Source organism: Pseudomonas sp. NLJ1 (assembly GCF_049486705.1).
GTDB classification, from domain to species: Bacteria; Pseudomonadota; Gammaproteobacteria; order Pseudomonadales; family Pseudomonadaceae; genus Aquipseudomonas; species Aquipseudomonas inefficax.
In genome coordinates, this window is the sequence record NZ_CP137735.1 from 2,142,510 (window position 1) to 2,155,544 (window position 13,035).

The 13,035-nt window shown below is 65.2% G+C and carries 12 protein-coding genes; all 12 read left to right on the forward strand.

Going from position 1 to position 13,035, the window contains the following annotated elements:
- The first annotated feature begins 3 nt into the window (after positions 1–3).
- Positions 4–1,215, forward strand: a complete 1,212-nt coding sequence (cbiE, locus tag R9B85_RS09625; protein WP_423770991.1) for a precorrin-6y C5,15-methyltransferase (decarboxylating) subunit CbiE — start codon at positions 4–6, stop codon at positions 1,213–1,215.
- A complete protein-coding gene (locus R9B85_RS09630; protein WP_112253643.1) occupies positions 1,208–2,302 on the forward strand; it encodes a cobalt-precorrin-5B (C(1))-methyltransferase in 1,095 nt (364 codons plus the stop codon). The genes cbiE and R9B85_RS09630 overlap by 8 nt, the downstream gene beginning before the upstream one ends.
- Positions 2,299–3,024 (forward strand): cobalt-precorrin-6A reductase, encoded by a 726-nt coding sequence (locus R9B85_RS09635; protein WP_112253644.1) that lies wholly within the window; start codon positions 2,299–2,301, stop codon positions 3,022–3,024. The genes R9B85_RS09630 and R9B85_RS09635 overlap by 4 nt, the downstream gene beginning before the upstream one ends.
- Before the next feature lie 223 nt (positions 3,025–3,247).
- Positions 3,248–3,685: an NfeD family protein gene (locus R9B85_RS09640; RefSeq protein WP_112253645.1), complete on the forward strand. Its 438-nt coding sequence runs from the start codon at positions 3,248–3,250 to the stop codon at positions 3,683–3,685.
- 26 nt (positions 3,686–3,711) lie between these two features.
- Positions 3,712–4,566 (forward strand): SPFH domain-containing protein, encoded by an 855-nt coding sequence (locus R9B85_RS09645; protein ID WP_112253646.1) that lies wholly within the window; start codon positions 3,712–3,714, stop codon positions 4,564–4,566.
- Between the two features lie 223 nt (positions 4,567–4,789).
- A complete protein-coding gene (locus R9B85_RS09650) occupies positions 4,790–5,179 on the forward strand; it encodes a DUF2946 domain-containing protein (RefSeq protein WP_207877189.1) in 390 nt (129 codons plus the stop codon).
- 47 nt (positions 5,180–5,226) lie between these two features.
- Positions 5,227–5,712, forward strand: coding sequence for a copper chaperone PCu(A)C (locus R9B85_RS09655; RefSeq protein ID WP_112253647.1), 486 nt, complete (start codon positions 5,227–5,229; stop codon positions 5,710–5,712).
- Between the two features lie 23 nt (positions 5,713–5,735).
- On the forward strand, positions 5,736–6,167 hold the full coding sequence (locus tag R9B85_RS09660; protein ID WP_112253648.1) for a DUF2946 domain-containing protein: 432 nt from the start codon (positions 5,736–5,738) through the stop codon (positions 6,165–6,167).
- Between the two features lie 68 nt (positions 6,168–6,235).
- A complete protein-coding gene (locus R9B85_RS09665; RefSeq protein ID WP_112253649.1) occupies positions 6,236–8,302 on the forward strand; it encodes a TonB-dependent copper receptor in 2,067 nt (688 codons plus the stop codon).
- Positions 8,303–8,360: 58 nt separating this feature from the next.
- Complete coding sequence (locus R9B85_RS09670) at positions 8,361–9,728, forward strand: PepSY-associated TM helix domain-containing protein (RefSeq protein ID WP_112253650.1); 1,368 nt, start codon at positions 8,361–8,363, stop codon at positions 9,726–9,728.
- Positions 9,729–9,965: 237 nt separating this feature from the next.
- A complete protein-coding gene (gene cycA, locus R9B85_RS09675; RefSeq protein WP_207877185.1) occupies positions 9,966–11,372 on the forward strand; it encodes a D-serine/D-alanine/glycine transporter in 1,407 nt (468 codons plus the stop codon).
- 262 nt (positions 11,373–11,634) lie between these two features.
- On the forward strand, positions 11,635–12,900 hold the full coding sequence (gene urtA / locus R9B85_RS09680) for an urea ABC transporter substrate-binding protein (protein ID WP_112253652.1): 1,266 nt from the start codon (positions 11,635–11,637) through the stop codon (positions 12,898–12,900).
- The last annotated feature ends 135 nt before the right edge of the window (positions 12,901–13,035 follow it).

A 13,035-nucleotide genomic window follows, 5' to 3' on the forward strand; every position in this document is an offset into this window, starting at 1 on the left:
TACATGGCACCCTGGCTGACAGTAGTAGGTATCGGCGAAGACGGCTTCAGCGGCCTGGGCAAGCAGGCCCGGCGCGCGCTGCTGGGCGCTGCGCGGATCTTCGGCAGCCCGCGCCAGCTGGCCTTGCTGCCACGCTGCGTGGCCGGCGAACGGCTGGGCTGGCCAAGCCCGTTCTCGCTGGCCCCGCTACTGGCCCTGCGCGGCGAGCCGGTGTGCGTGCTGGCCAGCGGCGACCCGATGTTCTACGGCGTGGGCGCCAGCCTGGCGCGCCAACTGCCCGCCGCTGAAATGCGCGTGCTGTCGATGCCCTCCTCCTGTGCCCTGGCTGCCGCCCGCCTGGGCTGGTCGCTGCAGGATGTGCAGGTGGTATCGCTGGTCGCTCGGCCCCTGGCAGCGCTCAATGCCCACCTGCACAGCGGCTTGCGCCTGCTGGTGCTGAGCAACGACGGCGACAGCCCGGCAGCAATTGCCACGCAACTGCGCGAGCGGGGCTTCGGACCAAGCCGCCTGCGGGTCTTCGAACACTTGGGTGGCGCCAACGAACGTGAGTTGGCCGGCACCGCCCAGGACTGGCCGCACAGCGAAGCCGCCGCGCTCAACCTGGTAGCCATCGAGTGCCTGGCCACGCCCGAGGCCCCGCGCCTGCACCGCCTGGCCGGGTTGCCAGACAGCGCCTTCCGGCATGACGGCCAGCTGACCAAACGCGATGTCCGTGCCATCACCCTGGCCCGCCTGGCACCGCAGCCCGGCGAGCTGCTGTGGGACGTGGGCGCCGGCTGCGGCTCGATCGGCATCGAATGGATGCGTGCCCACCCAGCCTGCCGCGCCTTGGCCATCGAGGCCGACGAAGGCCGCCAGGGTTTCATCGAACACAACCGCGATGCGCTGGGAGTACCCGGCCTGCAACTGGTCCGCGGCAAGGCCCCGGCGGCGCTGGAAGGCCTGGAGCAACCGGATGCTGTCTTCATCGGTGGCGGCGTCACCCGCGAAGGTGTGCTCGACCTATGCTGGGCAAACCTGCGCCCGGGTGGCCGGCTGGTAGCCAACGCCGTGACCCTGCAAAGCGAGCTGGCCCTGGCCCATTTTCGTGAGCGCCACGGCGGCGAGCTGACTCGCATCCATGTCGCCCATGCCCAGCCACTGGGCGCGTTCGACACTTGGCGCCAAGCGCTGCCGATTACCTTGCTGGACGTGGTGAAACCCGCCCATGCGTGAAGAAACCCGCGAACAGCCCGCCCCATTGCGCAGCGGCCTGACCACCGGCAGTTGCGCCACCGCCACCAGCCTGGCGGCAGCACGCTTGCTGCTGCTCGGCGAGAGCAGCGATGCCGTCAGCATCACCCTGCCCAAGGGCAAGGTGGTGCAGATGCGCCTGGAGTTCTGCCGTCTCACCAATCAAGGTGCCGAAGCGGGCACGCTCAAGGACGCCGGCGACGACCCGGACGTGACCCACGGCGCCCTGCTCTACAGCCAGGTGCGCCTGTTGGCCGAACCGGGCATCCGTTTTGTCGCCGGTACCGGCGTGGGCACCGTGACCCGCCCGGGGCTGGTGCTGGCGGTGGGTGAGCCAGCCATAAACCCGGTGCCGCGGCGCATGATCAGTGAACACCTGCAACGCCTGGCGGACGAATGCAGCTACCCCGGCGGCTTCGAGGTCACGGTCAATGTGCAGGGCGGCGAGCAACTGGCCCTGAAGACCATGAACCCGCGCCTGGGCATCCTCGGCGGGCTGTCGATCCTCGGCACCAGCGGCATCGTGCGGCCGTTTTCCTGCGCGGCCTACATCGCCTCGATCCACCAGGGCATCGACGTCGCCCACACCAACGGCTACACGCATATCGCCGCCTGTACCGGCAACGCCAGCGAAGACACCATGCGCCGCGTCTATGGCCTGCCGGAGATAGCCCTGATCGAAATGGGCGACTTCGTCGGTGCAGTGCTCAAGCACCTGCGCAAGGTGCCGGTGCCACGCCTGACCCTTTGCGGCGGCTTCGGCAAGATCAGCAAACTGGCTGCCGGGCACATGGACCTGCACAGCCGCCACTCCAGCATCGACCTGCCACAACTGGCCGGCTGGGCAGCGGACATCGGCGCCGACGAGGCGCTGCAGGCATCGATCATTGCCGCCAACACCAGCCAGCAGGCCCTGGCACTGGCCCATGCCGCCGGCATCCACCTGGGTGACGCGGTGTGCGCCCACGCCCTGGCCTTCGCTCGCAGCGTGGTGCCGGCGCAGGTACAGGTGGAGGTCTTCGCCATCGACCGCCAGGGCGGCATCGTCGGCCGGGCGGGTGTGCAATGAACGGGCGCATCCTGCTGCTGGGCGGAGTCACTGAAGCCCTGGCCATCGCTCGCCGTCTGGGCCCGCAGCACGTCTACAGCCTGGCGGGCATCGGCCGGGTGCCGCAGGACCTGCAATGCCAGGTTCGGGTCGGCGGCTTTGGTGGCGCCGAAGGGTTGGCCCACTACCTGTGCGAGGCAGGCATCACGTTGCTTATCGATGCCACCCATCCCTATGCCGCGCAAATCAGCAGCAATGCTGCCAACGCCGCACGCATGGCTGGTATCCCGTGCTGGGCCTTGCGCCGCCCGGCCTGGCAGGCACAAGCCGGGGACGACTGGCGCGAGGTCGAGGACTGGGCAGGTTTGATCGGGGCACTCAAGCCGTTTCGCAGGCCATTGTTCACGCTGGGGCGTGAACCGCTGCAACATCTGGACGAGATACCGCCAGAGCAATTCTGGACCTTGCGGGCGCTGGAGGCGTGCCCTGGCAACGATCGCTGCGAAGTGATTGGTGCGCGGGGGCCATTCCATATAGAGGATGAGCGGGCGTTGTTCCTGCGCCGCAAGATCGATGTGCTGATAAGCAAGAACAGTGGCAGCGTGGCGACCGAACCGAAGCTGGAGGTGGCGCGGGAGCTGGGCGTGCCGGTGCTGATCCTCAAGCGCCCGCCGTTGCCGGAGGTGGACCGGGCTTTCGACTCACTGCCTGATCTGACTGCAGCGCTCGACCTGCGCGAGTAAGGTGGGAGCGGGTTCACCCGCGAAGAATCAACGCGGTGCATGGCACCGGCTTCGCCGGTGTTCGCGGGTGAACCCGCTCCCACAGGGAACGCGGCAATTTTCATACATTTGCGCAAGGGAGCTGCTCCTACAGCCATTTCGGACTTTTCTTTCAAACCATGAAGTGGCCCTGTGCCGCCCTGCTACCTTAAACTCGGCACTCCCCCCGGAAGGCGCTATACATATGGAAATGCAATGGTGGATCTGGCTGGTGTTCGGCATCGCGCTGATGCTGCTCGAACTGGTCCTGCCGACGTTCTTCATCCTCTGGTTCGGCATCGGCGCCGTGCTGGTATCACTCATTTCGCTGGCCGCCCCCAGCCTGCAACTGGATATGCAGGTACTGCTGTGGGTGCTGATGTCGTCAGTCACCACTGCACTGTGGTTCAAGCTGTTCCGGCGCAAGCAACCAGACGTGCGCTGGACCGCCGAAAGCGTGATCGGCGAAGTGGGGCTGCTGACTGCTGGTGTATCGGAGTTCCAGAAAGGCCGCGTGCGCTTCCAGAAGCCGATCCTCGGCAACGAGGAATGGGTCTGCATCGCCAACAGCGAGATCGCCGCCGGCGAGCGGGTACGCCTGACCGCCATCGAAGGGAACACTGCCCGGGTCATTCGGGCCTGAATCCGCACTAAAAGGAATTTCGCATCATGACCAGCCTCATCGTCGTCATCGCCATCGCCCTGTTCGTCCTGATCACCGTGTTCAAGGGGGTGCGCATCGTGCCCCAGGGCGAGGAATGGGTCGTCGAGCGCCTGGGCCGCTACCAGAGCACGCTCAAGCCCGGCCTGAACATCGTCATCCCCTACATGGATGTGGTCGCCTACCGCCTGCCGACCAAGGACATCATCCTCGATGTGCAGCAGCAGGAAATCATCACCAGGGACAACGCGGTAATCGTCGCCAATGCCTTGTGCTTCGCCAAGGTGGTCGACCCGCAGAAGGCCGCCTATGGCGTACAGGACTTCTCGTTCGCCGTCACCAGCCTGACCATGACCTCGCTGCGCGCCATTGTCGGGGCCATGGACCTGGACGAAGCGCTGTCCAGCCGCGAGCAGATCAAGGCGCGCCTGCGCGAGGCGATGTCCGAGCAGACCGAAGACTGGGGCGTGACCGTGCGCTCGGTGGAGATCCAGGACATCAAGCCCTCGGAGAACATGCAACTGGCCATGGAGCGCCAGGCGGCTGCCGAGCGCGAGCGCAAGGCCGACGTGACCCGTGCCGAAGGGGCCAAGCAGGCGGCAATCCTGGAAGCAGAAGCACGCTTGCAGGCTGCCAGGCTGGATGCCGAAGCGCAGATCAGCCTGGCCGAGGCCTCGGCACGGGCGATTTCGCTGGTAAAGGACGCGGTAGGCAACGAGACCGTGCCGGCGATGTACCTGCTGGGCGAGCGCTATGTGGGGGCGATGGAGAACCTGGCGGGCAGCAGCAATGCCAAGGTGGTGGTGCTGCCGGCGGACCTGCAGGAGACCGTCCGCGGGCTGATGGGGCGTGGCAAGGCTTGATAATGCTGGGGGCGCTTTGCGCCCCATCGCGACACAAGGCCGCTCCTACAAGAACCGTGCATGTCTGGCCATGATGCGATCCCTTGTAGGAGCGGCCTTGTGTCGCGATGGGCTGCACAGCAGACCCCGAAGCCACCTGGCCTGCGTCACTTCACCGCACCCCGCCATTTTTACCTATACTCCGCCTTACAATACCCACCACGATTCCTGACCGGATCTCTCCATGCCCCCACGTCGGCACATCGCCTGGATAGCCTGCCTTGCAGTGCTGTTCAACCTGCTGGCCATGCCGCTGTCTTCTGCCGCGCCCAAGGGCCCGGCCGAGCAGCTGCTGTGGGGGGCCTTCTGTTCCAGCATGGCCAACAAGGCCAAGGTCGACGTCCAGGCCCTGGCCAAGATCGACCTCGGCCCGCAAAGCGACGACAGCGCCAGCATGATGAATTGCTGGTGCTGCACCGGTGCCGCGCCACTGCTGGCCCTGCCCGGCTACCCGCCGCAGCTGCACAACCCGCCGATACTGCTCGCCGGGCTGCTGCCGCCACCCGCCGACTACCACGCCACGCCTCGCCAACTCTGGCCGGCGCTCAACCCCCGTGCCTCTCCGCTGGCCTGAGTTCATCACGCTGTCTGCCTGAACCTGAACAGAAACGGAGATTCACCATGCTCAAGCACGCCCTCGTCATGGCCGCCCTGCTGCTGCCCGGCGCCTTTGCCAATGCCCACGAATACAGCGTGGGTGACCTGCACATCGCCCACCCCTGGTCACTGCAGCTGCCCCCCAATGCCCCCAACGTCGCGGCGTATTTCGTGGTGCACAACAATGGCCAGGCCGACGACCGCCTGCTCGGTGTCGACAGCCCCATCAGCGATGACGCACAACTGCACGAGCATGCCATGGGCGCCAGCGGTGCCATGAAGATGCAGCAGGTGCCCAGCGTGCTGGTGCCCGCAGGCAAGGACCTGACCTTCGCCCCCAGCGCCTACCATGTGATGCTGATGCAGCCCAAGGACCGCAGCCTGCTCAGCGACGGCAAGCGCTTCCCGTTGACCCTGCACTTCGAAAAGGCCGGCGATATCACCGTCGATGTGGCCGTGCAGAAGCAGGCGCCAACGGACCAGCCGCAAGCCCACGAACACGCGCACTGATCACCCGCTGAAAGGCACTCGTCATGAGCCTGCCACGCAACAGCATCAGCCGTACCACCCGCCCTGACCGCAGGCGCGCCGGTGGCGGATGGCTGAGCCTGTTCGCCATGTGGATGATCTTCATCGGCCCGCTGATTTCCCAGTCGATGCCGATGGACCACCACGCCGGCATGAGCATGCCGATGGACATGCCGATGGCGACCGCCCATCAGCATGGCGGCGACACCCATCACGGCCAGGCTGGTGATGGCCAGCTGCATGTGATGTGGGAAAAGTGCGGTTACTGCAGCCTGTTGTTCAACTGCCCGGCCCTGCCCCAGGCCCTCAGCCCGCTCAGCGCAGGCAGCGTCGTACCCACCACTCACCTGTTCGCACCCACGCACCAGGGCCATGCCCGGCAGGCTGTATTCCCTGGTGCGCGCAGCCGCGCCCCACCTTCCTCGATCAACGTCTGAACCCACATTTCTTGCGCACGAAGCCAGGAGGCTTCGCGCTGACTCATGACTGATCGACTGGAATCATTATGTACGGCTGCACCCCTGTTTTTGCCTTGTCCCTGCGTGGGACCATCGCCGCCGTGTGCGGCTCGCTGCTCGCGCCCGTGGCCCTGGCCGCCGACCCTGGCCATGAAGGCCATGCACACGACGCCCCCGAGCTGAGCCCGACGGTGATCACCGCCGTGGCCCCGAGCTCGCCGCTGACCGTGGTCACCAACCCGAAGGACCCGCGCCAGCCGGTGCCGGCCAGCGACGGCGCCGACTACCTGAAGACCATCCCCGGCTTCTCGGCCATCCGCGCCGGCGGCACCAACGGCGACCCGGTACTGCGCGGCATGTTCGGCTCGCGCCTGAACATTCTCACCAATGGCGGCCTGATGCTGGGCGCCTGCCCCAACCGCATGGACGCCCCCACCTCGTACATTTCGCCAGAAACCTATGACCGCCTGACCGTCATCAAAGGCCCGCAAAGCGTGATCTGGGGCCCGGGCGGCTCGGCAGGCACCATCCTCTTCGAGCGCGAGCCGGAGAAGTTCGGCACCCTCGGCAGCCGGGTCAATGCCAGCCTGCTGGCCGGCTCCAACGGCCGCTTCGACAAGGTGCTGGACACCGCCGCCGGCAACGACCAGGCCTACGCCCGCTTCGTCGGCAACCAGTCGCGCTCGGACGACTACCACGACGGCGATGACAACACCGTGCCGTCACGCTGGGACAAATGGAACGGCGATGTCGCCCTCGGTTGGACCCCGGACCAGGACACCTTGCTCGAGCTCACCGCCGGCAAGGGCGATGGCGAGGCCCGCTATGCCGGGCGCGGCATGGATGGCTCGCAGTTCAAGCGCGAAAGCCTGGGCCTGCGCTTCGAAAAGTCCAACCTTGGCGAGGTGCTCGACAAGGTCGAGGCGCAGGTCTACTACAACTACGCCGACCACGTGATGGACAACTACAGCCTGCGCACGCCTTCGGGCAGCGGCATGATGGGCATGCCGATGGTCAGCAACGTCGACCGCCGCACCATGGGCGCCCGCATCAAGGCCACCTGGCGCTGGGCCGATGTGCAACTGATCAGTGGCATCGACGCGCAGACCAACGAACATCGCAAGCGCGGCGGCATGGGCGTGGACGCGCACAAGGGCAAGGCCTGGACCAAGGATGCCGACTTCCACAACTATGGTGCCTTTGGCGAGCTGACCTGGTACGTCAGCGGCGAGGACCGGTTGATCAGCGGTGCCCGGCTGGACCGTGCTTCGGCCCGTGACTTCCGCCAGGGCAGCGCCACCGAAGGCGACACCCGCGCCGACACTCTGCCCAGCGGCTTCATCCGCTACGAGCACGACCTGGCGGCCATTCCGGCCACCACCTATATCGGCCTCGGCCATGCCCAACGTTTCCCCGACTACTGGGAGCTGTTCTCGCCCAAGCTGGCGCCACCCGGTGCGGCCAACGCCTTCGACGGCATCAAGCCAGAGAAGACCACCCAGCTGGACTTCGGCATCCAGTACCGCACCGAGCGCCTGGAAGCCTGGGCCTCGGGCTATGTCGGGCAGATCCGGGATTACATCCTGTTCGACTACCGCACCGGCATGATGGGCATGAGCACCTCGCAGGCGCAGAACATCGATGCCCGCATCATGGGCGGCGAACTGGGCGCGGCCTACCAGCTGACGGAAAACTGGAAGGCCGACGCAACGCTGGCCTACGCCTGGGGCAAGAACAGCAGTGACGGCACAGCACTACCGCAAATGCCGCCGCTGGAAAGCCGCCTGGGCCTGACCTACAGCCGCGATGTGTGGAGCGTCGGCGCACTGTGGCGGCTGGTGGCGGCGCAGAACCGCATCGCCGAGAACCAGGGCAACGTGGTCGGCAAGGACTACGACAAGAGTGCCGGCTTCGGCGTGTTCTCGCTCAATGGCGCCTACAAGGTGAGCAACCACCTCAAGCTCAGCGCGGGGGTCGACAACCTGTTCGACAAGACCTACGCCGAGCACTTGAACCTGGCCGGGAACGCCGGGTTCGGCTACCCGGCTACCGATCCACAGCCGGTCAACGAGCCAGGCAGGACCTTCTGGACCAAGGTCGACTTCAGCTTCTGACAACAACAACGGGCGCGGCGCAGGTCGCGCCCATCTGCTGGTCAAACAGGAGGTTCCCATGAGAGGAACACGCATCAACTTCTACAACCTGGCCTGGCGTTGGCACTTCTATGCGGGGCTGTTCGTGGCCCCGTTCATGATCCTGCTGGCGATCACCGGGATCATCTACCTGTTCAAGCCGCAGCTCGACCCGCTGCTGTACCGCGAGCTGATGGTGGTCGAAGCCGGCCACCACCGACAGGGCGCGGACACGATGCTGGCCGAGGTGCGCAAGGCCTATCCCGAGGGCCACGTTGGCCAGTACCTGCCACCGCTGGATGCCGAACGCAGCGCGCAGTTCGTGGTGCATGACGCCGGGCGCGAACTGAACGTGTTCGTCGACCCCTACAGCGGCAAGGTTCTTGGCGAACAGGATGGCAAGCAGAACCTGCAGGCCATCGCCCGCGCCCTGCATGGCGAACTGATGGTTGGCACGGTCGGCGACCGCCTGGTGGAACTGGCTGCGGGCTGGGGCATCGTACTGGTGGTGTCGGGCCTGTACTTGTGGTGGCCACGCGGGCGCAATGGCGCTGGCGTGCTGTGGCCACGGCTGTCTGCCCGCGGCCGACTGCTCTGGCGCGACCTGCATGCGGTGACCGGCTTCTGGGGCTCGGCCTTGTTGTTGCTGATGCTGGTCAGCGGCATGACCTGGACCGGCCTGTGGGGCAAGCAGTACGCCGACTTGTGGAACCGCTTTCCGGCGGCCATGTGGAACGACGTGCCCAAGTCGGACCAGCAGGCGGGTGAACTCAACAGCGCGCACCGCCAGACCGTGCCCTGGGCGCTGGAAAACACGCCAATGCCGCAGTCCGGCGCACACGCCGAACATGCAGGGCATCACACGATGTCGAGCGCGCCGGCAGCGCCACGGATAAGCCTGCAGCAGGTCGAAGACATCGCTAACGCGCGCCAGGTCGAACCGGGTTACAGCATCACCGCGCCGACCACGGCCGATGGTGTGTTCACCATTGCCGTATTCGCCGACGACCCGCGCAACGACGCCACCCTGCATGTCGACCAGTACACCGGCAAGGTCCTGGCCGATGTGCGTTGGCAGGACTACAACCCGGTCGCCCGTGCCACCGAGTTGGGCGTGATGCTGCATGAAGGCAAGATGTTCGGGGTGTTCAACCAGATCATCATCCTGCTGGTTTGCCTGATGATCTTGCTGGGCTCGGTGAGCGGGCTGGTGATGTGGTGGAAGCGCAGGCCGGCCGGCGGGCTGGGTGTGCCGCCGCTGCGCCATGACCTGCCACGCTGGAAGGCGGCGGTGGGGGTGATGCTGATGCTGGGGTTGATGTTCCCACTGGTGGGGGTGTCGATGGTGGTGATGTGGCTGGTGGATAGCCTGGTGGTAAGGCGCGGCCGGGTGCTGGCCAGCGCTTGAGCCTTGCTTCGTCAGTGCCGGCCCTTTCGCGGGTAAACCCGCTCCCACAGTTTTTGCGCCAAGCCTGAGGGCAGAGCGGTCCCTGTGGGAGCGGGTTCACCCGCGAAGAGGTCGGCACAGGCAAGAGACTGCTCCCCAAAAGTCGAGTCGATCTGTCGCGCCCCAACCTGGAACGCGCGTGTTAGCCTAGCCGGCTACCTCTGACAAGACGACCGACCTTCCAAGGGAATGCAGCCTATGACGCAAACCTCACCCGCAGCGCCAGATGAACAGCATCTGCAGCGCAACCTGACCAACCGCCACATCCAGCTGATCGCCATTGGCGGCGCGATAGGTACCGGCCTGTTCATGGGCTCGGGCAAAACCATCAGCCTGGCCGGGCCGTCGATCATCTTCGTCTACATGATCATCGGCTTCATGCTGTTTTTCGTCATGCGCGCCATGGGCGAACTGTTGCTGTCGAACCTCAACTACAAGTCGTTCATCGATTTTTCCGCAGACCTGCTCGGCCCCTGGGCGGGCTACTTCACCGGTTGGACCTACTGGTTCTGCTGGGTGGTCACCGGCATCGCCGACGTGGTCGCCATCGCGGCATATACGCAGTTCTGGTTCCCCGAACTGCCGCAGTGGATACCCGCGCTAACCTGCGTAGGGCTGCTGCTGTCGCTGAACCTGGTGACGGTGAAGATGTTCGGTGAAATGGAGTTCTGGTTCGCCCTGATCAAGATCGTCGCCATCCTGGGCCTGGTCGCGACCGGTCTGTACATGGTCATCAGCGGCTTCACCTCGCCCAGCGGGCGCACCGCGCAACTGGCCAACCTGTGGAATGACGGCGGCATGTTCCCCAACGGCCTGATGGGCTTCTTCGCCGGCTTCCAGATCGCCGTGTTCGCCTTCGTCGGCATCGAGTTGGTTGGCACCACCGCCGCCGAAGCGAAGAACCCGGAACGCACCCTGCCACGGGCGATCAATTCGATCCCGGTGCGGATCATCGTGTTCTACGTGCTGGCACTGATCGCGATCATGGCCGTGACCCCATGGCGCGACGTGGTACCGGGCAAGAGCCCGTTCGTGGAGCTGTTCGTGCTGGCCGGCCTGCCGGCGGCGGCGAGCATCATCAACTTCGTGGTGCTGACCTCGGCGGCCTCGTCGGCCAACAGCGGCGTGTTCTCCACCAGCCGCATGCTGTACGGCCTGTCGCAGGAAGGTGACGCACCCAAGGCATTCGAGAAACTGTCGAGCCGCTCGGTGCCTGCCAACGGCCTGTACTTCTCCTGCATCTGCCTGCTGCTGGGCGCAGTGCTGATCTACCTGGTGCCGAACGTGGTCGAGGCGTTCACCCTGGTCACCACAGTGTCGGCGGTGTTGTTCATGTTCGTCTGGACGCTGATCCTGCTGTCGTACCTGAAGTACCGCAAGCACCGCTCGGCGCTGCACCAGGCTTCAAAGTACAAGATGCCGGGCGGGCGCTTCATGTGCTACGTGTGCCTGGTGTTCTTTGCCTTCATCCTGGTGTTGCTGAGCCTGGAGGACGATACCCGCGCGGCGTTGCTGGTGACGCCGATCTGGTTCGTGCTGCTGGCGGTGACTTATCAGGGGGTGCGCAGCAAGCGTCATCCGCGCACGGCTGTGCGTAACGGCTGATGGCCCAGGGGGCTGCTCTGCAGCCCTTTCGCGACACAAGGCCGCTCCCAAAAGGCACGGTGTACGCCGTCCTATCTGTCGCGATGGGCCGCACAGCGGCCCCAATCCTGTGCACACAAATCCATCAGGCACCAACCTGGATCCGACCAACGCCCCAACACCTCGCACAACCCCTCTATTGCGCACCTTCCGCCGTTAGGCACACCCCTTGCAACACCCCTCCCCGCTTGCCCAACACATAACAACTCAGCGGAGAGAGCACATGAAGCGTCGCAGTCTGATCAAGGCCCTTACCCTCAGCGCATCGATTGCCGCAATGGGCCTGAGCTGGAGTATCCAGGCCGCCGAGACCATCAAGGTCGGCATCCTGCATTCGCTGTCGGGGACCATGGCCATTTCCGAGACTTCGCTCAAGGACATGGCGCTGATGACCATCGAGCAGATCAACGCCAAGGGCGGCGTGAACGGCAAGCTGCTCGAACCGGTGGTGGTCGACCCGGCCTCCAACTGGCCGCTGTTCGCTGAAAAGAGCCGCCAGCTGCTGACCCAGGACAAGGTGGCAGTAGTGTTCGGCTGCTGGACCTCGGTGTCGCGCAAGTCGGTACTGCCGGTGTTCGAAGAGCTCAACGGCCTGCTGTTCTACCCGGTGCAGTACGAGGGTGAGGAGATGTCGCCGAACGTGTTCTACACCGGCGCCGCGCCCAACCAGCAGGCGATCCCGGCCGTGGAGTACCTGATGAGCGAGGACGGCGGCAGCGCCAGGCGCTTCTTCCTGCTGGGCACCGACTACGTCTACCCGCGCACCACCAACAAGATCCTGCGTGCCTTCCTGCACAGCAAGGGCGTGGCCGACAAGGACATCGAAGAGGTGTATACGCCGTTCGGCCACAGCGATTACCAGACCATCGTCGCCAACATCAAGAAGTTCTCCGCCGGCGGCAAGACTGCAGTGATCTCCACGGTCAACGGCGACTCCAACGTGCCGTTCTACAAGGAGCTGGCCAACCAGGGCCTGAAGGCCACCGACGTGCCGGTGGTGGCGTTCTCGGTGGGCGAAGAAGAACTGCGCGGCATCGACACGAAGCCGCTGGTGGGCCACCTGGCGGCGTGGAACTACTTCGAGTCGGTGGATAACCCGGTCAACCAGAAGTTCGTTGCCGACTGGAAGGCCTATGCCAAGGCCAAGGGCCTGCCAGGCGCCGACAAGGCGGTGACCAACGACCCGATGGAGGCTACCTACGTAGGCATCCACATGTGGGCGCAGGCGGTGGAGAAAGCCAAGTCCACCGATGTCGACAAGGTGCGTGAAGCACTGGCCGGGCAAAGCTTCGAGGCGCCGTCCGGGTTCACCCTGACCATGGACAAGACCAACCACCACCTGCACAAGCCAGTGATGATCGGCGAGATCCAGGATGACGGGCAGTTCAGCGTAGTGTGGGAAACCGAGCAACCGCTACGGGCGCAGCCGTGGAGCCCGTTCATTCCCGGCAACGACAAGCGCCCCGATTACGCAGTGAAAGGTAACTGAGTGCATGGGGCCGCTATGCGGCCCATTCGCGGGTAAACCCGCTCCCACAGGTACGGTGCAAGGTCTGAAACCGGCGCGGTCCCTGTGGGAGCGGGTTCACCCGCGAAGAATCCACCGCCGATTTTCAGGATTACT

What these genes read in the sequence shown, in the direction of transcription:
- cbiE (WP_423770991.1), top strand. Translation starts at nt 4, where the DNA reads ATGGCACCCTGGCTGACAGTAGTAGGTATCGGCGAAGACGGCTTCAGC.
- R9B85_RS09630 (WP_112253643.1), top strand. Translation starts at nt 1,208, where the DNA reads ATGCGTGAAGAAACCCGCGAACAGCCCGCCCCATTGCGCAGCGGCCTG.
- R9B85_RS09635 (WP_112253644.1), top strand. Translation starts at nt 2,299, where the DNA reads ATGAACGGGCGCATCCTGCTGCTGGGCGGAGTCACTGAAGCCCTGGCC.
- R9B85_RS09640 (WP_112253645.1), top strand. Translation starts at nt 3,248, where the DNA reads ATGGAAATGCAATGGTGGATCTGGCTGGTGTTCGGCATCGCGCTGATG.
- R9B85_RS09645 (WP_112253646.1), top strand. Translation starts at nt 3,712, where the DNA reads ATGACCAGCCTCATCGTCGTCATCGCCATCGCCCTGTTCGTCCTGATC.
- R9B85_RS09650 (WP_207877189.1), top strand. Translation starts at nt 4,790, where the DNA reads ATGCCCCCACGTCGGCACATCGCCTGGATAGCCTGCCTTGCAGTGCTG.
- R9B85_RS09655 (WP_112253647.1), top strand. Translation starts at nt 5,227, where the DNA reads ATGCTCAAGCACGCCCTCGTCATGGCCGCCCTGCTGCTGCCCGGCGCC.
- R9B85_RS09660 (WP_112253648.1), top strand. Translation starts at nt 5,736, where the DNA reads ATGAGCCTGCCACGCAACAGCATCAGCCGTACCACCCGCCCTGACCGC.
- R9B85_RS09665 (WP_112253649.1), top strand. Translation starts at nt 6,236, where the DNA reads ATGTACGGCTGCACCCCTGTTTTTGCCTTGTCCCTGCGTGGGACCATC.
- R9B85_RS09670 (WP_112253650.1), top strand. Translation starts at nt 8,361, where the DNA reads ATGAGAGGAACACGCATCAACTTCTACAACCTGGCCTGGCGTTGGCAC.
- cycA (WP_207877185.1), top strand. Translation starts at nt 9,966, where the DNA reads ATGACGCAAACCTCACCCGCAGCGCCAGATGAACAGCATCTGCAGCGC.
- urtA (WP_112253652.1), top strand. Translation starts at nt 11,635, where the DNA reads ATGAAGCGTCGCAGTCTGATCAAGGCCCTTACCCTCAGCGCATCGATT.